The sequence below is a fragment of the Nonomuraea sp. NPDC051941 genome (assembly GCF_044593615.1).
Window position 1 is genome coordinate 137392 of record NZ_JBIUCF010000030.1, and the last position, 16518, is coordinate 153909.

The following is a 16518-nucleotide window of genomic DNA, read 5'->3' on the forward strand; positions in this document are numbered from 1 at the left end:
ACTCATGAACCCGAATCGCGCTTTGTGGCGATACAAGGCGTGCGGACATGGGTGAGCTGGATCGTGGTGGTGCCGTTCGCGGGGTGGGCGGCGGTGCGGTTGAGCGGGTTCGAGCCGGACTGGCCGTGGGTGCCGGTGGTGGCGTACACGCCGTACGCGGTGTGCGCGGCGGCGGTGAGCCTGGCGCTGGCCTGCGTGCTGCGGCGGTGGGCGGCGGGCACGGTCGCGCTCGTCACGGTGCTGGCGTTGGTGCCGGCCGTGCTCCCCCGGGCCCTGGTCGACGGCAACCCCGACGCCGACGGGCCGGTGCTGCGGGTGCTCGCGGCGAACCTGCTGGTGGGGCGGGCCCACACGGCTGAGCTGATGGCGCTGATCAGCAGGTTGCGGCCGGACGTGCTGACGTTGCAGGAGTTCACGCCGGACGCCATGCGGCGGCTGGACCGGGCGGGGGTGCGCGCGCTGTTGCCGTACGCCGTCACGCGGCCGCGGGAGGGGGTCGGCGGGTCGGCCGTGTACGCGCGGCACCCGCTCACGGCCGGGCAGGCCATCAACTTCGGCGGCTTCGGGCAGGCCAGGGCCTGGCTCAGGCATCCCGGCGGGGCCCGCGTGGAGATCGTGTCGGTGCACCCGTGCGCGCCCAAGCGGATCGGCAGGCAGCCGTGCTGGCAGTCCGGCCTGGAGGCGCTGCCGCCGGCGGGCAAGGAGTTGCGGGTGCTGGCGGGCGACTTCAACGCCACGCTCGACCACCTGCCGGTACGCGCCCTGCTGGCGAGCGGCTACCGGGACGCGGCCGACGTCATGGGGCGGGGATTCGTGGCGACCTGGCCGCAGGAAGGCTCGCGGGTGGACCTGCCGGGCGTGGCGATCGACCACGTGCTGGCGGACTCGCGGATGGCGGTGCGGGAGTTCCAGGTGCTGCCGCTGCCGGGCACCGACCACCGGCCCGTGTTCGCCGAGCTCAGGCTGCCGTGATCGCGCTTCCGGAGTCTCGGGGGTGTCCTGACTCGTAAACTTGGGCTGTGGTTGAGCCCAAGTTCGAAATTCAGATGCTGCACGACCGGGTCATGATCAGGCTGGAGCCGGAGGCACAGGAGCGGCGCAGCGGCTCCGGGATCGTCATCCCCGCGACGGTCAAACTGGCCAACCGGCTGGCCTGGGGCGAGGTGTGCGGCGTCGGTACGAACGTGCGCTCGGTCAAGGTGGGCGACAAGGTGCTCTTCAACCCGGAAGACCAGTCCGAGGTCGAGGTGCACGCGCAGGTTTATCTGGTGATGCGCGAGCGCGATCTGCACGCGGTGGCCACCCAGGAGACCGACCACGGCACCGGCCTCTATCTATGATCCTCGGGTGAAGGAGAGCCAGAGCTCCGCGGCCCACGTCGTACGAGGCAGTTCCGCGAGCACGCGTGTCGCCTTGCCGGTCAGGTCCAGCACCACCAGCCGGTAGGCGGTGCCGCGCGCCACGACGGCGATGACGTGGCTGTCGTCCCACCAGCCGAACAGCGCCTCCGGCCGGGCGTTCACCCGCTGGGCGATCTTGCCGGTGGCCGGGTCGACCAGGCAGAGCTGTTCCTTGAAGCGTGCCGGGCACCAGGTGGTCAGGCGGGTGCCCGACGGCGAGAACGAGTCCTCGGGGCCGGTCGGCAGGCCGACGCCGGCGTAGGTGCGCAGGACCGCGCCGTCCAGGGCCCGGTAGACGCGCAGGCCGGTGCCGTACATGGAGACGAGGTTGCCGTCGGGGCTCCACCAGAAGCCCGCTTTCGCGCTCAGGCCGGTGACCCTGATCGTGCGGGCGGTCTTGGCGGCCACGTCCACGACGGTGTAGCCGATCACGCGCCACGTGCCGCCGGTCTTCTGCTCGACCGTGAGCGCGACCCGCTTCCCGTCGCGGGACCAGGAGGCGTAGGAAGCCGTCAGGGGCTTCTTGACCGTACGGATCCGGCCGGCGGCGCCCGTGGTGCGGTCGGTGACGATCAGGGAGTCGTAGCCCGACCGGTACGCCCTGGGCACGCCCGCCGTCAGCCGGCCGCCGGGCGCGACGGACACTTCGGACAGCGCCTGTTGCCAGGTGAACGTGCTCCCGGTCGTGGACCTGAGGTAGGTGCGCTTGGTGCCGAGGCCGTAGGCGGTCAGGCGTACCGGATCACCCGTTGTTTCGCGATATTTCATGCCCGCGGTCCCGGGGAGGACGAGGTCCGCCCGGGCGGCGGGACCCGTAAACCCCGCGGACGCGTGGCCGGAAAGCGTTAAGGACAGCGCGATGGCGATTTTGGCGATCACGCCCGCAGAATAGGCAGGAAAGCATGGAATATCGGGCCGGTATACCGGACCGATCTATATGTAACCCCGGGCGAACGCGATCGCGTCGAAGCCGAGCGTGAGCAGCCCGAAGTAGACGATCACCGCGGCGGCGGCCACCGTCACGACGAGCACGACGACGCGCACCAGCCAGCCCTGCCGCTTGTACCACTCCATCCAGGCGTGCAGCGTGCGCTTGCCGAACTCCAGCGCCCTGCGGGCCCAGTGGAACTCCACGGCCAGCACCGCCAGCCCCGCGAACACGACCGCCCACCCCGGCCCGGGGAAGGGCACCATGATCAGCCCGGCCACCACCATAAGGGTCCCGATCACGCCGAACACGATCTTCAGCGTGAGCGCGCCCGTGCGCGTGGACCTGATCCCGTCCAGCCACCCGTGAAGGCCCGTACGGCGCTCGGGCATGCGGGAATGCTCGGCGGCCTCGCCCTTGAGCATGTCGGCGTCGCCGGTGTCGGAGTTCTGAACCTGCACAATTCCCCCCGGCAGTCGGTGTGCCATCCAGGATACGGGCCCTCACTAGGTGCCGACTTGCAGGCGACTAGCAAGGCCTGAAACCCTCCGAACGGCAAAATTTCCCGCCAGAAGAGGCTACTTCCGGCAAACATCGGTTAATGTCTGCTATGCCCGAGGTCTTGCTTCGCACCGTCACCGGCCCTGTACGAGCCGCGGCCATCACCGGCCCCGTACTCCCCCACGAGCACCTGCGTACCGACATGCGCTGGGCCGTCGGCATCGACTCGGACCCGCACCGGTGGCTCGACGAGGAGCAGGCCGTCACCGCCGAGCTCCGCGAGCTGCGCCAGGCCGACGGCCTCGGCCTCGTGGTCGACCTGACCTGCATGGGGATGGGCCGCGACGCCGCCGCCCTGGCCCGCATGGCGGCTGGCAGCCGGGTGCCGGTGATCGCCTCGACCGGCCTGTTCGCCGAGCCGTTCACGGACGTCGGCGACGCGGACGTGGACACACTCACCGCCCGCCTCATGGACGAGATCCTCAGCGGCATGGACGACATGGGCGTCTTCCCCGGCGTGATCGGCGAGGTCGGCACCTGGGGCGCCGAGCCGACGCCGCGCGAGGAGCGCTGCCTGGTCGCCGCCGCCCGCGCCTCGCTGAAGTCGCGCCTGCCCGTCGCCACGCACGGCGCGCACGCCCCCGCGCTCCTGGAGATCCTGCTCGGCCAGGGCCTGCCGGGCTCCCGGGTGGCCGTCGGCTACGCGGGCACCGACCTGGGCGCGGCCAGGAAGATCGCCGAGGCCGGCGCGTACGTGAGCCTGGGCGTGCTCGGCCTGGGCGCCGACCAGGCGGCCAGGATCGCGCTCGGCCTCATCGAGGACGGCCACGCGGAACGCCTGCTGATCAGCACGGGCCTGAGCCGGGTCGCGCAGCTGCGCAAGTACGACGGGCCGGGCTACGCGCACCTTTTCCACGCGCTGCTGCCGCGCCTGCGCGAGGCGGGCGTCGGCGAGGACACGATCGGCCTCATCACCACCGCGAACCCGGTGCGCTGGCTCACAGGCGGAATGGCTTGACCCCAACCAATGTCAAGGTTGCAGACTCGCCTGCATGACCTTCACACCAGCGGAACTTGACTACCTGTCCTCGCAGCACCTCGGCCGGCTGGCCTCCGTGTCGCCCGACGGGCAGGTGCAGAACAACCCGGTCGGCTTCTTCGTCGACGCCGGGACCGGCACGATCACCATCGGCGGGCACGCCATGGGGGCGTCCAAGAAGTTCAGGAACGTCGGGAAGGGCAGCACCGTCGCGCTCGTCGTGGACGACCTGGCCTCGGTCGATCCGTGGGTGGTGCGCGGCATCGAGATCAGGGGCACGGCGGAGGCGCTGAGCGACGTGGACCCGCCCGTGCCGTACTTCTCGAGAGAGATCATCAGGATCACCCCGAGGAAGATCACCTCGTGGGGGCTGGACGGCCCGCGCCAGACCCGGAACCTGTGAAAGCTCGCTAGGATCGGGGCAACGCGAACCTTGGCCGGGTGGGGATGGTGACGGAGCAGACGCACAGGGCCGGCCGCCTGCGCCGGCCGTTCGCCGCCCTGTCACGCCTGACCCGGGTCGGCGACGTCCCCGTTGTGATCATGCTGGCGTGGGCGGGCTGGCTGGCCGTCCCGTGGTCGTTCAGCGGCCTCGCCCAGGCCCGCGCCGCGGCCGCCGCCGCCGCGGCGGAGGCCGAGCCGCCGCCGTTCTCCACGGAGTCCGTACGCGCCGAGCCACTTTTCACTGGATCCGCACGCGTCGAGCCGGCGGCGTGGGGCATCCCCGCCGCCCAGCCCCACCGGCTCACCACGGTGCGTTCCGCCGACGGCGCCGGGCCCGACCTGCTGGCGGCGGAGCGGGCCAGGATCGCCGGAGAGGTGCACGACGCGGCCGGGCACGGGTTGGCGGCCATCGCCATGCAGGCCGGGATCGCGCTCGTCACCCTGGACGACGACCCCGAGCAGGCGCGCGCCTCGCTGCGGGCGATCAGGGAGACCAGCACGACGGCGCTCGCCCAGCTGCGGGCGGCGCTCGACGGCATCGACCCGCCGGGGGCCGACCTCGCCGGGCTGATCGACGGCGTCCGGGCGGCGGGCGTGCCGGTGGACGTCGAGCCCGCGGACCTCGCCGTGCCCGCCCATCTCCAGGCCGCCGTCTACGGGGTGGTGCGCGAGTCGCTGACCAACGTCCTGCGGCACGCGGGGCCCACCAGGGCGCTCGTGCGGGTGGGCGGGGGTCCGGGCGAGTTCGTGGTGGAGGTGGCCGATCGGGGTGTCGGCCGTACGGGCGGGAGTGAGGGGCGCGGGCTGGCCGGGATGCGCGCCAAGGTCACCGAGGCGGGCGGCCACCTCGCCACCGGGCCGCGCGAGGGCGGCGGCTTCCAGGTGACCGCCCGGTTCCCCCGGACCTCCGCGTGACCACCCCGGACGGTGCGACCTCCCCTGAAGGCGTGGTCAGGGTGGCCGTCGCCGACGATCAGGCGGTCGTGCGGATGGGGCTGCGGGCCCTGCTGGAGCGCGCGCCCGGGATGGAGTGCGTGGGCGAGGCCGCCGACGGCGCCGCCGCGCTCGCGCTGATCCGCCGCACCCGCCCCGACGTCCTCCTGCTCGACATCCGCATGCCCGGCATGGACGGCCTGGCCGTGCTGCGGGCCATCGCCGACGACCCCGAGCTGCGCGCCACCAGGATCGTCGTGGTGACGACTTTCGCCGTCGACGAGTACGTCTTCGCCGCCCTCCAGGCCGGCGCCAGCGGCTTCCTGCTCAAGGACAGCGCCCCGGAGGAGCTGGTCAACGCCGTACGCGTGGTGGCCGCCGGGGAGGCGCTGCTCTCACCGGCGATCACCAAGAAGGTCATCGGGATGTTCGGGCGGCACGGCACCGAGCCGGTCGAAGGGCTGGAGACGCTCACGCCCCGCGAACGGGAGCTGGTGGCGTGGGTGGCCACCGGCCGGTCGAACGAGGAGATCGCCAAGGAGCTGGTGATCAGCCCTGACACCGTCCGCACCCACGTCAGCCGCGCCATGCTCAAGCTGCATGCCAGGGACCGGGCCCAGCTCGTGGTCTTCGCCATGCGAGCCGGGCTCAGCGTGTGACTTACCGCAGGAAACCCTCGTAGTTGCGCTGCTGGAGCTGGGACTCGATCTGCTTGACGGTGTCCAGCCCGACCCCGACCATGATCAGCACGCTCGTCCCGCCGAACGGGAAGTTCTGCTGCGTACCCGGATCCCGGAGGATCGCGAACGCCACCAGCGGCAGCAGCGCCAGCACCCCCAGGTAGAGCGCCCCGGGCGCGGTCAGCCGGGAGAGCACGTACGCCAGGTATCGCGCCGTGGGCCCGCCCGGCCGGATCCCGGGAACGAATCCCCCGTAGCGCCGCATGTTGTCCGCCACCTCCACGGGGTTGAAGGTGATCGACACGTAGAAGTAGGCGAAGGCGACGATGAGCAGCACGTACACGCTCATGTAGAGGGGATGCGTCCCCGAGGTCAGGTTGAGCTCCACCCACGTCCGCGCCGAGTCCCCCAGCAGCGGCGCCACCAGCGTCGGCAGGTACAGCAGCGAGGAGGTGAAGATCACCGGCACGATCCCCGCCTGGTTCACCTTCAGCGGGATGTAGGTGTTGGTGCCCCCGTACATCCGCCGCCCCACCATCCGCTTCGCGTACTGCACCGGGATCCGCCGCTGCGCCTGCTCCACGAACACCACTGCCGCCACCAGGCACAGCCCGGCCGCCGTCATCACCACGAAGCTCACCGGGCTCATCACGAAGATCTTCGCCATGTATCCCGGGAAGACGGCCACGACCTGCGTGAACATCAGGATGGACATGCCGTTCCCGATGCCCCGGTCCGTGACCAGCTCGCCGAGCCACATGACCACGCAGGCCCCGGCCACCATGGTCAGCACGATCACGGCCACGGGCAGCAGCCCCTCGTCGCGCAGCAGCGGCTTCGCGCACCCGGGCAGGAGCTGCCGGGAGCGGGCGAGCGCGACGATCGTCCCGGCGTTCAGCACGGCGAGCCCGACGGTCAGGTACCGCGTGTACTGGGTGATCTTCGCCTGGCCCCGCTGCCCTTCCTTCCTGAGGGCCTCCAGCCTGGGCACCGTCACGGCGAAGAGCTGCATGATGATGCTGGCCGTGATGTACGGCATGACGCCCAGCGCGAACACCGACAGCTGCAGCATCGCGCCCCCGCTGAGCATCTGCACCATGTCGAACAGCCCGCCCCTGGCCGACCCCACGCACTCCCGTACGGCCACCACGTCCACCCCCGGGGAGGGCATGAGCTGCCCGAGGCGGAACAACGCGATCAGTCCCAGCGTGAACAGCAGCTTCTTACGCAGCTCCGGCACCCGGAACGCCCTGGTCAAGACGGTCAGCATGGTCAAGGAGTCTGACCTGGGCGGCGCCCGGGGTCGTCCGCCGAGACGAGGCACCCGCGTACGCAAATCCGCGTACGCGGGTGTCAGGACAGCAAGACGGTCAGGACGGCACGCGGTAGTCGTCGTCGCGGGCGTCCAGGATCGCCATGTGCCCCGGCAGGTGCCCGATCGCGTACTCGACGCCGCTGGCCATGACCGCCGCCTGCGGCGTCACCCCGCACGCCCAGAACAGCGGCACCTCCCCCTCCCGCACCTCGACCGGATCGCCGAAGTCCGGCCGGGCCAGATCGTGGATCCCGATCCCCGCGGGGTCCCCGACGTGCACCGGCGCCCCGTGCACCAGCGGATACTGCCCGCTCACCTCGATCGCGGTCTTCACCAGCTCGTCCGGCACCGGCCGCATCGACACGACCAGCGGCCCCGACAGGCTCCCGGCCGCCGTACAGGCCACGTCCGTGACGTACATCGGCACGTTCGTCCCCAGCTCCAGGTGCCGCACCGGCACCCCGGCCGCGAGCAGCGCCCGCTCGAAGGTGAAGCTGCACCCGATGAGGAACGGCACCAGGTCGTCCCGCCACCGCTCCACCACGTCGCCGAGATCCGCGACCGGCTCGCCGTCGCGGTAGAGCCGGTATCCGGGCAGGTCGGTACGGAGGTCGCCGGGGAACAGCGGCGTGGACCAGGCGCCCGGCTCCCCCACGTCCAGGACGGGGCACGCCTGCGGGTTGAGGTGGGCGAACAGCAGCAGCTCGTAGCGCAGCCGCCGGGGCACGGCGATCAGGTTGGCCTGCGTCCACCCCAGGCACCACCCCGCCGTGGGCACGCGCTCGCCGGCGCGGAAGCGCTCCCGCGCCTGCGCCGGGCTGAGATCGGCGACGTCCACACCCCGACAGTACGCCCGCGTGACAGGTCCGCGTGATGCCGGGCGTTTCCGGGGTAGCGGGCTTGCCGTGCGTCTCGACGTGAACCTCCTCGACTACGTGCTCATCGCCATCTACTTCGCCACCGTGCTCGCCATCGGGTTAGCCGCCCGCAAACGGATCAGCTCCAGCCTCGACTTCTTCCTCGCGGGGCGCGGCCTGCCCGCGTGGATCACCGGGCTCGCGTTCGTCTCGGCCAACCTGGGCGCGATCGAGATCCTCGGCATGGCGGCCAACGGCGTGCAGTACGGCGCCATGACCGTGCACTACTACTGGATCGGCGCCGTGCCCGCCATGGTGTTCCTCGGCATCGTGATGATGCCCTTCTACTACCGTTCCAAGGTCCGCAGCGTCCCCGAGTTCCTGCGCAAGCGCTTCAACGGCGCCACGCAGCTGCTGAACGCGATCACGTTCGCGGTCGCGCAGATCCTCATCGCGGGCGTGAACCTCTACGCGCTCGCCCTGGTCATGGAGGCGCTGCTGGGCTGGCCGCTGCCGGTCTCGGTGGTGGTCTCGGCGGTGATCGTGCTGGCGTACATCACGCTCGGCGGGCTCTCCTCCGCGATCTACAACGAGGTGCTGCAGTTCTTCGTGATCCTCGCCGGGCTGATCCCGCTGACCGTGCTCGGGCTGATCAAGGTGGGCGGCTTCTCGGGGCTGGCGGACAAGGTACGGCAGAGCCCGCTCGGCGAGGGCGGCCTGCACACGTGGGCGGGCACGGCGGGCGACAACCCGATGCACGCGCACTGGATCGGGATCGTGTTCGGCCTCGGGTTCGTACTGTCCTTCGGGTACTGGACCACGAACTTCGCCGAGGTGCAGCGGGCGCTGTCGGCCAGGAACACGAACGCGGCCCGGCTCACGCCGATCATCGCCGCGTACCCGAAGCTGTTCATCCCGCTGGTGACGGTGCTGCCGGGGATGATCGCGCTGGTGCTGTTCAGTGGCTGGGGGCAGGGGCAGGCGTACAACAACGCGATCCCGATGCTCATGCGGGACCTGCTGCCGAACGGCGTGCTCGGGGTCGCGGTGACCGGGCTGCTGGCCTCGTTCATGGCGGGGATGGCGGCCAACATCAGCGGGTTCAACACGGTGTTCACCAACGACATCTGGCAGTCGCACCTGCGGCCGGACCGCGACGACGGCTACTACGTGCGGGTGGGCCGGATCGCGACCGTCGCGGGCGTGGCGCTGGGCGTCGGGACGGCGTTCATCGCGGCCGGCTACTCCAACATCATGAACTACCTGCAGGCCCTCTTCTCGTTCTTCAACGCGCCGCTCTTCGCGACGTTCATCGTCGGGCTCTTCTGGCGGCGGATGACGCCGTGGGCCGGCTTCTGGGGGCTGCTCGCCGGCACGCTGGCGGCCTTCGCGTCGTACATCGCGTTCAAGGCCGGGATCGTGGACTTCGGCACCGAGCTGAACGCCAGCTTCTGGGGCGCGGGCCTGGCGTTCGTCGTGGACGTGATCGTGTCCGTGGCGGTCACGCTGGTCACCACGCCCAAGCCCGCCGAGGAGCTGCGCGGGCTCGTGTACGGGCTCAACGCCACCGACCTGGAGGACGACGCGCTCGCGGGCGACGCGCGCTGGTACCGCTCGCCGGTGCTGCTCGGCACGGGCGCCCTCGTCCTGGCCGTTGTGATGTACGGGGTGATCCTGTGAGTGACATTCGGATGGTGATCGGCGGGTTGTTCCTGGTGTACGGGGTGATCCTCGTCGTCGCCGGGGCGCTCGGGAGCGCGATCAACCTGTGGACCGGCCTCGCCATGGCCGTCTTCGGCGGCGCGTTCGTGGCCTGGGCCCGAGCCAGACGCCTCTGACCGCCCCTCCGGGCCCCGGCCCTGACCGCCCCTCCGGGCCCCGGCCCTGACCGGCACCTTTCGCGGCCCCGGCCCGGCAGCTCTGACCGGCACCTTTCACAGCCCCGGCCGACGGCCCTGACCGGCACCTTTCATGGCACCGGTCCGGGCCAGACGGCCCTGATCGGCTCGGTTCGCCCGTTCATCGCAGGCCCTACGCGCCGCGATCACATCGCCGAGATCTCGTCCAGGCAGCGCGCGATCAGCACCCCGGGTGGACCGGGTGGACCGGGTGGACCGCTCATACGCGCGCCGGGGACGGCCGACGATGCCTCAGCACCCTCAGACCCTCAGTACTCGACCTCGAACGTATGAGCCCCGAGGGCGTACCCGTCCTGCCTGGGCACCACGTACCCATGCTCGATCAGGTGCTTGAGGCTCTCGCGCACCTGCTCCTCGGTCAGCCCGCACGCCCGCACCAACGCGGCCGGAACCGCCAGGCCGTGCTCCACCGCCAGGGACGCCACCGCCTCGTAGACGTAGACATCGACGTCCGACAGAGCCTGCACATCGTGGACCTCGATCATGATCGCTGTCTCGCCCCCTCCCTCAGCCGGTTCGGGTCGACCTCACGGTCCGGGTTGCGGCGAAGGTACTCGGATTCCAGTTCGTTCATCCGGGACGTGTGCACCGCCAGAGCGTCGTCCGATCCGTGGAAGAAGGTATCGCTCCGGGTGGTGTGCAGTTGCCGCAGCTCGCGGACCAGATCCTCGTCGCTGAGCTGCGCCGGATCTATTCCCATCGTCGTCATGGGCTCCCCCTACCCCAGAGAGCCTCGACAATATCTGTCACATTTCCTGACATATGGGCATTGTTTGTAAGAGATCGCCGCCTTACCGTCCCCTTATGGACCTCGAGCTCAGGCACCTCAGGATCGTCCGTGCGGTCGCGGACGCGGGAAGTGTGAGCAAGGCCGCATCCCAGCTCGGGCTGGCCCAGCCGGCCCTGACCGCCCAGATCAAGCGCATCGAGCGGGTGCTCGGCGGCACGCTGTTCGAGCGCGACAGGCATGGCGCGCGACCCACCAGGCTGGGCGAGCTCGTGCTCTCCAGGGCACGAGTACTGCTTCCCGCGGCGCAGGAGCTGCAGGAGGAAGCCGTACGTTTCGCCGCCGCCCCCTCCCCCGGATTCCGCATCGGCGCCACCAACGGCCCCATACTGGGCGGCCTGGTCGACCGGCTCGCCGCGGAAGGGGCGGTCAGCACGTACACCTCCTGGTCGGCCCACGAGCTGACCAGCATGGTCGAGCTCGGCCGCCTCGACTACGTGCTGACCGGCGCCTGCGGCGACTCCGGCACCCCCACCGGCGCGCTCATGTGGGAGACGATCAGCCTCGACCCCGTGTTCTGCCTGGTCGGCGTGGACCATCCGGCCGCCAAGGAGAAGGAGGTGGAGCTCGCCGACCTCGCCGGCGAACAGTGGGCGGTGACACCCGGCGACGGCTGCTTCGCCGACTGCTTCGCCACGGCGTGCGCGCGAGCGGGGTTCACCCCGGGCACGATCTACGAGACCGACGTGTCAACCTGCACCCACCTCGCCCAGGTCGGCCGCGCGGTCGTGCTCTGCCAGGCCACCCACCAGGCCGCCCAGGGCCTGACCATGGTGCCGTTCGCCGGCGCGCCACTGCGCTGGCGCCAACTCCTCGGCCACCACCCCACCGCCCCCAAGGCGGACTGGGTGGTGACACAGGCCAAACAAGCCCACCTGGACGCCGTACGCCGCAGCCCGATCTACCACGACTGGCTGGTCCGCAACCCCAGCTACGGCACCGCGCCCTAAGCCCCGCCCGTAAATCAGCGCCCCCGCCCCGAAGACCACCATCTACCCCGGACACCGCCCCCACCCCTTGGACCCAAAACACCACCTCGGGGAGGGCACCCCACCCTCCCCCGCACACCACCCCACCTCAAGGCGATGCTGTACTCCCGCCCCGGCCGCCACTCGAACGGCGCGTCAACCAACTCCTCCAACGGAGTCGCATCCAGCAGATTCTGCAGCGCCCACCGATTGGCGGAATGCGACACCACGAGCACCAGACCCCCCTGCCACTCATCCATCATGTCCCGCAGAAACCCCGCCATCTCCGCCACGACCTGCCGATAGCTCTGCCCACCCGGCCACGGCATATCGATATGCCTGCTCCGCAACGCCGCCACCTCACCGACCGGCCGCCCGTTGTAGATCCCGTAGTCGCACTCCCTGAGCCGCCGATCGAGCCTGATCTCCTTGCCACTGCCCGCAAAGGCGATCTCCGCCGTCTGCACAGCCCGCCCCAGGTCAGAGGTATAAACGACGTCCACCGCCGCCCGCCGCGCCCCCAGCTCCACAGCCAGGCTTCGCCCCCGCGCAGACAACTCCCTGGGTAATCACCCGGCGGCGATGCCCATCTCGTTGTCCACGGCGATGGAGTGAGTCCCGTAACCCAGCGTCACGGCCACGCCCAGACGCTACCGCCCCATCAATCCCCTACGACTCCGCTGGGAGCGAAGACCCCGAATATGATCGACCGAGGCTCCAACAACACTGCCGGGCATGGAATGATATCCGCGGAGACCCGTCTCCCGTTCGACCGGACGCCACGACCGCATCCGATGCTCTAGCCTTAGCATGCGCAGGGGCTCGGCACGGTCTTCCGACGTCCCACCGCACGTCACACAACTTAATCCAGGGGCGGTAGCTCAGCCGGTCAGAGCATCGGACTCATAATCCGTGGGTCGTGGGTTCAAGTCCCACCCGCCCTACTCTTCAATACCGCGTTCGACCTGGGGTTTCTCGGTTTCCGTCGACCTCCGACCTCGTTGTTGATTATGGTTGATTGCTCGGTGGTTGCTCTTGTGTACGGACCGTGTATCGCGGTAGATCATTTAGGCTGCCACCGTCAGCTCAGACCCCAGAGATGACCATCAGAAGATCAAGCTGGAAGGTCTGTTCGGCGTCGCGGGTCAGTGGTGGCCTCATGCGCGGTCAAGCCTTGTCCAAGTGGGCTCGTCTCACCGCCCCGGCCGTTCGTGACCAGCAGATAAAAGATCCGCTGCTTCTCGCGCCGATCCTCTCGACCCCGTTACAGCACAGGCTAAGGATCGATCGGCTGCATCACCTGCACGACAACGCTGAGGACAAAGACGCAGACCCGCCGAAGAACCGACGGGCCTGCTGGGTTCGGTGGTTCAGGTTGTGGCGTCGCCGATGTGGGTCGGCAGAGTGATCAGCCGGGCGGTCTGCGCGCCTGCGGCTGCGGTGTTGACGAGAGCGGCGGTCGATTCCGCGGCGGCGCGGGCCACCTCCGGGTAGACGCTCGTGTAGGTGTCACGGGTAAAGGTGGACGAGACATGGCCGAGGGTCTCCTGCACCACCTTCAGATCGACCCCGGCAGCCAGCATCAGCGAGGCAGCCCCATGGCGCAGGTCATGCAGCCGCACCGGCGGCAGCCCCACCTGGAAGGCCAACTGGTAGAACTGGTCGCTGACCTGCTGCGGATGCAGCGGCCCGCCGATCTCGTCGGTGAAGACGAACCCGCTGTCCGCCCAGGCCTCACCCGCGATCAACCGCTCGGCTGCCTGCCGCTTGCGGTGCGCACGCAGCGCGGTGACGGTGTCCTCATCCAACGCAATAGTGCGGTCGCTGGCCTCGGTCTTCGGCCTGCCCTGCACCGGCTCCCACCCCAGCTGGGTGATCTGCCAATGCACCCCGGCCGTCCCGGCGGACAGGTCGACGTCCTTCCAGCGCAGCCCAACCGCCTCCCCCCGGCGCAACCCGCGCAGGGCGATCAACCGGTACAGCGCGAACAACCGGTGGCCGGCCGCCTGAGCGAGGAAGGCGAAGGTGTGGGAGGGCGTCCACACCATCACCGGCGACGGCCTCGGCACGGACGCGTACACGTTGATCATGCTGGCGCGGCTGAGCCGGGACCCGCGCCGCCGCTGCTCGATGTCGAGCCGGTGCTGCAGGTCGCGGTTCCAGGCGGTGACCCGTTCGTCGGTCCACACCAGCGCCTTGGGGCGTTCGGCGTCAGGGAGTTCGACGACCGCGGCCGGGTTGAAGTCGATCAGCCGATCCTGCTTGATCGCAATGTTCAGAGCGTGCCGGAGAGTGGCACGGATGCGGTGCATGGTGGCCGGGCCGACCGGCCGCCGATACCGGACCTTGGCCCGCTCCTCGGGATCGCCGCTGGCCCGGGCGGTGGCGATGACGTCGTTGAACTCCTCAATCGCATCGAACATGCCCGCCACATCCGATACCCGGAGCCGATCCAGCCGGATATCGCCCAAGTAGGGAGTGAAGTACAGACGGATGTGCGCCTCGTAGGAGCGGCGGGTGGTGGCATCGATCTTCCGCTTACGCCGCAGGAACTCGGCCATCCACTCGGCCACGGACACCGTGGGATTGAGGTCCTGTCGGGTGCGGACCTTGCGCCGCACCTCCTCCACCGGCGGCAGCGCCTTGGTGTCCTTGAGCACCGACAGCAGCAGCTCGGTGACCTTCCGCTGGATGTGCGGATCCTCATCCAGCGACAGCAGCGCCCGGGCATGCTCCAGTTCGGCCTCGACCTCCTCCACCGGCGGCAGCGCCTTGGTGTCCTTGAGCACCGACAGCAGCAGCTCGGTGACCTTCCGCTGGATGTGCGGATCCTCATCCAGCGACAGCAGCGCCCGGGCATGCTCCAGTTCGGCCTCGACCTCCTCCAGCGTGGCAAAGCCCCGACGGCGCAGCGGATTCCTCCGCCGACCGTCGGCGTGCGCGGGCAGCTCCAGCTGATAGGCCCACCGGCCATGGGTGCTGCTCCACCACTCCCCGCCACCCGGGCGTCGCAGCTTCGGACAGGCCTTGCCCAGTCGCTTCCCCGTCGCCTCGTCCCGGCAGGAACACGTCTTGAAGGTGGTTCCGTTCATCGTCGCTGTCGAGCCTTTCCCTTTGTTCGCTGACCTCGCGTCGCCGCTTGCTCGACGCCGCACTTCCTGCGGCCCCCCGCCCCGCCACCGAACACCGCCGATGCGGTATCGCCCCTACAGGACGTCGCTCGCGGCCTCGCGCATCGGGCCGATCCCCGCGCGGGTCATCGCCCAGCGACCCCGGGGTGGGGCATGCCGCGCCCCAGACCGAATAGCGCCCCTGCCGGCCCGCACAGGCCCGTAGGGGGCCGCAGCGGGACAGTCGGGGGCCACCGATTGGCCGGGGCCGTCGGTATCGACGCCCACCTTCACCGCCCACGTCAAGTGATATCCGCTGGTCACATATCCCGGCCCACGCACTGGCCGAACGTGGATGCGGGGATGCGCTGCTGCTTGTCCCGGTCGCAGGACGCCGGCCAGACACCGAGGCCCCCGCGCTGACCGCAGGACTGCGGCTCCTACCGGCGCGGAAGGCACGGCATCGAGATCCGCTGAAGCGGCTGGACTGTACGGTCACCATCAGACGCCCCGATCTGGCGGGCGAATCATCCCTGTCACTTATCTAAATACCGGCCAGAAAGGCCGGGTTAGGACAGCGCGATAGGCCAACTCTTGGTCAAACCGGCATCGGATTCCGAACCGAGCAGCTCGAGCAATCAACAGCAGCACACGATTTTAGATCGGGACATACACGAAAAAATCGCCGCGATCGCTACGTGCATGCATGTCCAGCTTCGACGCATTCGCGCTGACACTTTCTGAACCCGTGCGACAGAATGCGGCACGCTCTGGCATGCAGGAACAAAGCTACGGACTTTTATCCGTAGGTTCCGGGTTCGAGCACCGGGCGCCCTACCACTCCATACCCCATCTGACCTGCACTTTCTCGATTCTCTTCTGCGAGGCGCAGATAGCCGAGTTCATGCTCGCCACGTGCTCTTCGGCACGCGTCCAGCACATCGGCAGGCCGACAGCGAGATCGAAATCAGCCGGTTTGTGTCGCCGGGTATCCGCTGCGGGGGGCCTGATCGTAAAGCCAGATCCGAGCGACACACCCAACCGAAGGGCATGATGAAGGGTTGGTGCGCGGGACACACCCGACCTGGCCGCAGACCCGTCCAAGCCGTGATCAAGCCTCCTTCGGCCGAGTTCACGCGCGGTCGACGCGACGGCCGTCCATCTTGCATGGCCCGAAGCATCGATACATGCGCCGACCAGCAGCCATCGGCGGGTTTGCAGATCTTGAGCGTAGATCTCGAGTAGTTGCTCAAACGACCTGAGTGACTCTAAAACGGTCACGGAACCCGAGAGCAAGACCAAGATCATTAAACTGTGTATCGATTCCCGTAGTCCTCTGCACTGATTTCCGAAGTCCAGTGCACTGAACCTTTTTCAGGCTCCGCGGCGAGCGCCCTGGTCACAGCATGATCGCGATGCCGGTGTTCGGCCGGTGACGTGAAGAAGCTCCTGGTAGACGGGTTGATCACCACAATCCACGCCGTCGCAACCAGGAGCTTCAGGTGTTGTTCTATCGTGCTGCCGTCGATTTGTCGCATCAGACCCTGAACTACGTCGCCGGAGTCATCCGGCGTCATCGTAAGGCCATCGGGTCGATCTGGCGGCGGCTCAACCCCGGCCGGCAGTCCCTGCTGGTG

The 16518-nt window shown here is 69.3% G+C and carries 17 protein-coding genes, 1 tRNA gene and 1 pseudogene; 11 read left to right on the forward strand and 8 right to left on the reverse strand.

Annotated elements, in window-relative coordinates:
- Positions 1–51 precede the first annotated feature (51 nt).
- Together ACIHFD_RS40375 and ACIHFD_RS40380 are read left to right on the forward strand one after the other, a co-directional pair.
- Complete coding sequence (locus ACIHFD_RS40375) at positions 52–972, forward strand: endonuclease/exonuclease/phosphatase family protein (RefSeq protein WP_397371433.1); 921 nt, start codon at positions 52–54, stop codon at positions 970–972.
- Between the two features lie 47 nt (positions 973–1019).
- Entirely contained in the window at positions 1020–1340 is a 321-nt protein-coding gene (locus tag ACIHFD_RS40380) for a co-chaperone GroES (protein WP_363963178.1), read from the forward strand.
- Here the strand turns inward: ACIHFD_RS40380 and ACIHFD_RS40385 are convergent.
- Both ACIHFD_RS40385 and ACIHFD_RS40390 read right to left on the reverse strand, forming a co-directional pair.
- Entirely contained in the window at positions 1335–2279 is a 945-nt protein-coding gene (locus tag ACIHFD_RS40385; RefSeq protein ID WP_397371434.1) for a hypothetical protein, read from the reverse strand. The genes ACIHFD_RS40380 and ACIHFD_RS40385 overlap by 6 nt on opposite strands.
- A 54-nt stretch (positions 2280–2333) precedes the next feature.
- Complete coding sequence (locus ACIHFD_RS40390) at positions 2334–2789, reverse strand: TIGR02611 family protein (protein ID WP_397371435.1); 456 nt, start codon at positions 2787–2789, stop codon at positions 2334–2336.
- Between the two features lie 149 nt (positions 2790–2938).
- Here ACIHFD_RS40390 and ACIHFD_RS40395 point away from each other — a divergent pair, with 149 nt between their 5' ends.
- The 4 genes from ACIHFD_RS40395 to ACIHFD_RS40410 are packed head-to-tail and all read left to right on the forward strand — an operon-like array spanning position 2939 to position 5904.
- Positions 2939–3847, forward strand: a complete 909-nt coding sequence (locus ACIHFD_RS40395) for a phosphotriesterase (RefSeq protein ID WP_397371436.1) — start codon at positions 2939–2941, stop codon at positions 3845–3847.
- Positions 3848–3881: 34 nt separating this feature from the next.
- On the forward strand, positions 3882–4271 hold the full coding sequence (locus ACIHFD_RS40400) for a PPOX class F420-dependent oxidoreductase (protein WP_364255468.1): 390 nt from the start codon (positions 3882–3884) through the stop codon (positions 4269–4271).
- A gap of 44 nt (positions 4272–4315) precedes the next feature.
- On the forward strand, positions 4316–5227 hold the full coding sequence (locus ACIHFD_RS40405) for a sensor histidine kinase (protein ID WP_397371445.1): 912 nt from the start codon (positions 4316–4318) through the stop codon (positions 5225–5227).
- Positions 5224–5904 carry a response regulator gene (locus ACIHFD_RS40410; RefSeq protein WP_397371437.1) on the forward strand — a complete coding sequence of 227 codons (681 nt, stop codon included), beginning with the start codon at positions 5224–5226 and terminating at the stop codon, positions 5902–5904. The genes ACIHFD_RS40405 and ACIHFD_RS40410 overlap by 4 nt, the downstream gene beginning before the upstream one ends.
- Position 5905: 1 nt before the next feature.
- Here the strand turns inward: ACIHFD_RS40410 and secY are convergent, their stop codons facing one another.
- Both secY and ACIHFD_RS40420 read right to left on the reverse strand, forming a co-directional pair.
- A complete protein-coding gene (gene secY, locus ACIHFD_RS40415) occupies positions 5906–7195 on the reverse strand; it encodes a preprotein translocase subunit SecY (protein ID WP_397371438.1) in 1290 nt (429 codons plus the stop codon).
- 100 nt (positions 7196–7295) lie between these two features.
- On the reverse strand, positions 7296–8078 hold the full coding sequence (locus ACIHFD_RS40420) for a putative hydro-lyase (protein WP_397371439.1): 783 nt from the start codon (positions 8076–8078) through the stop codon (positions 7296–7298).
- Between the two features lie 67 nt (positions 8079–8145).
- Between ACIHFD_RS40420 and ACIHFD_RS40425 the strand changes: the two genes are divergently transcribed.
- Together ACIHFD_RS40425 and ACIHFD_RS40430 are read left to right on the forward strand one after the other, a co-directional pair.
- Positions 8146–9777: a sodium:solute symporter family protein gene (locus ACIHFD_RS40425; RefSeq protein ID WP_355206434.1), complete on the forward strand. Its 1632-nt coding sequence runs from the start codon at positions 8146–8148 to the stop codon at positions 9775–9777.
- Entirely contained in the window at positions 9774–9935 is a 162-nt protein-coding gene (locus ACIHFD_RS40430) for a hypothetical protein (protein WP_363963164.1), read from the forward strand. The genes ACIHFD_RS40425 and ACIHFD_RS40430 overlap by 4 nt, the downstream gene beginning before the upstream one ends.
- Before the next feature lie 329 nt (positions 9936–10264).
- Here the strand turns inward: ACIHFD_RS40430 and ACIHFD_RS40435 are convergent, their stop codons facing one another.
- Both ACIHFD_RS40435 and ACIHFD_RS40440 read right to left on the reverse strand, forming a co-directional pair.
- The gene (locus ACIHFD_RS40435) at positions 10265–10501 is read right to left on the reverse strand and encodes a hypothetical protein (protein WP_397371440.1); all 237 of its coding nucleotides are present in this window, start codon (positions 10499–10501) and stop codon (positions 10265–10267) included.
- Positions 10498–10725: a DUF6158 family protein gene (locus ACIHFD_RS40440; protein ID WP_192791947.1), complete on the reverse strand. Its 228-nt coding sequence runs from the start codon at positions 10723–10725 to the stop codon at positions 10498–10500. Before ACIHFD_RS40440 ends, ACIHFD_RS40435 begins: the two co-directional genes overlap by 4 nt.
- 95 nt (positions 10726–10820) lie before the next feature.
- Here ACIHFD_RS40440 and ACIHFD_RS40445 point away from each other — a divergent pair, with 95 nt between their 5' ends.
- Positions 10821–11753 carry a LysR family transcriptional regulator gene (locus ACIHFD_RS40445; protein WP_397371441.1) on the forward strand — a complete coding sequence of 311 codons (933 nt, stop codon included), beginning with the start codon at positions 10821–10823 and terminating at the stop codon, positions 11751–11753.
- Between the two features lie 14 nt (positions 11754–11767).
- On the opposite strand, the gene ACIHFD_RS40450 is transcribed toward ACIHFD_RS40445, so the two are convergent.
- Positions 11768–12328 (reverse strand): histidine phosphatase family protein, encoded by a 561-nt coding sequence (locus tag ACIHFD_RS40450; RefSeq protein WP_397371442.1) that lies wholly within the window; start codon positions 12326–12328, stop codon positions 11768–11770.
- A gap of 313 nt (positions 12329–12641) precedes the next feature.
- On the opposite strand from ACIHFD_RS40450, the gene ACIHFD_RS40455 reads away from it, so the two are divergent.
- Positions 12642–12715, forward strand: a tRNA-Ile gene (locus tag ACIHFD_RS40455).
- Positions 12716–13141: 426 nt separating this feature from the next.
- Here ACIHFD_RS40455 and xerC read toward each other — a convergent pair.
- Entirely contained in the window at positions 13142–14863 is a 1722-nt protein-coding gene (gene xerC / locus ACIHFD_RS40460) for a tyrosine recombinase XerC (protein WP_397371443.1), read from the reverse strand.
- 1520 nt (positions 14864–16383) lie between these two features.
- Between xerC and ACIHFD_RS40465 the strand changes: the two are divergent.
- Positions 16384–16518: pseudogene (locus ACIHFD_RS40465) on the forward strand (IS5/IS1182 family transposase); the annotation flags it as partial.

Coding starts and splice junctions, on each gene's coding strand:
- xerC (WP_397371443.1), bottom strand. CDS start 14,863: ATGAACGGAACCACCTTCAAGACGTGTTCCTGCCGGGACGAGGCGACG.
- secY (WP_397371438.1), bottom strand. CDS start 7,195: ATGCTGACCGTCTTGACCAGGGCGTTCCGGGTGCCGGAGCTGCGTAAG.
- ACIHFD_RS40400 (WP_364255468.1), top strand. CDS start 3,882: ATGACCTTCACACCAGCGGAACTTGACTACCTGTCCTCGCAGCACCTC.
- ACIHFD_RS40395 (WP_397371436.1), top strand. CDS start 2,939: ATGCCCGAGGTCTTGCTTCGCACCGTCACCGGCCCTGTACGAGCCGCG.
- ACIHFD_RS40440 (WP_192791947.1), bottom strand. CDS start 10,725: ATGACGACGATGGGAATAGATCCGGCGCAGCTCAGCGACGAGGATCTG.
- ACIHFD_RS40435 (WP_397371440.1), bottom strand. CDS start 10,501: ATGATCGAGGTCCACGATGTGCAGGCTCTGTCGGACGTCGATGTCTAC.
- ACIHFD_RS40405 (WP_397371445.1), top strand. CDS start 4,316: ATGGTGACGGAGCAGACGCACAGGGCCGGCCGCCTGCGCCGGCCGTTC.
- ACIHFD_RS40445 (WP_397371441.1), top strand. CDS start 10,821: ATGGACCTCGAGCTCAGGCACCTCAGGATCGTCCGTGCGGTCGCGGAC.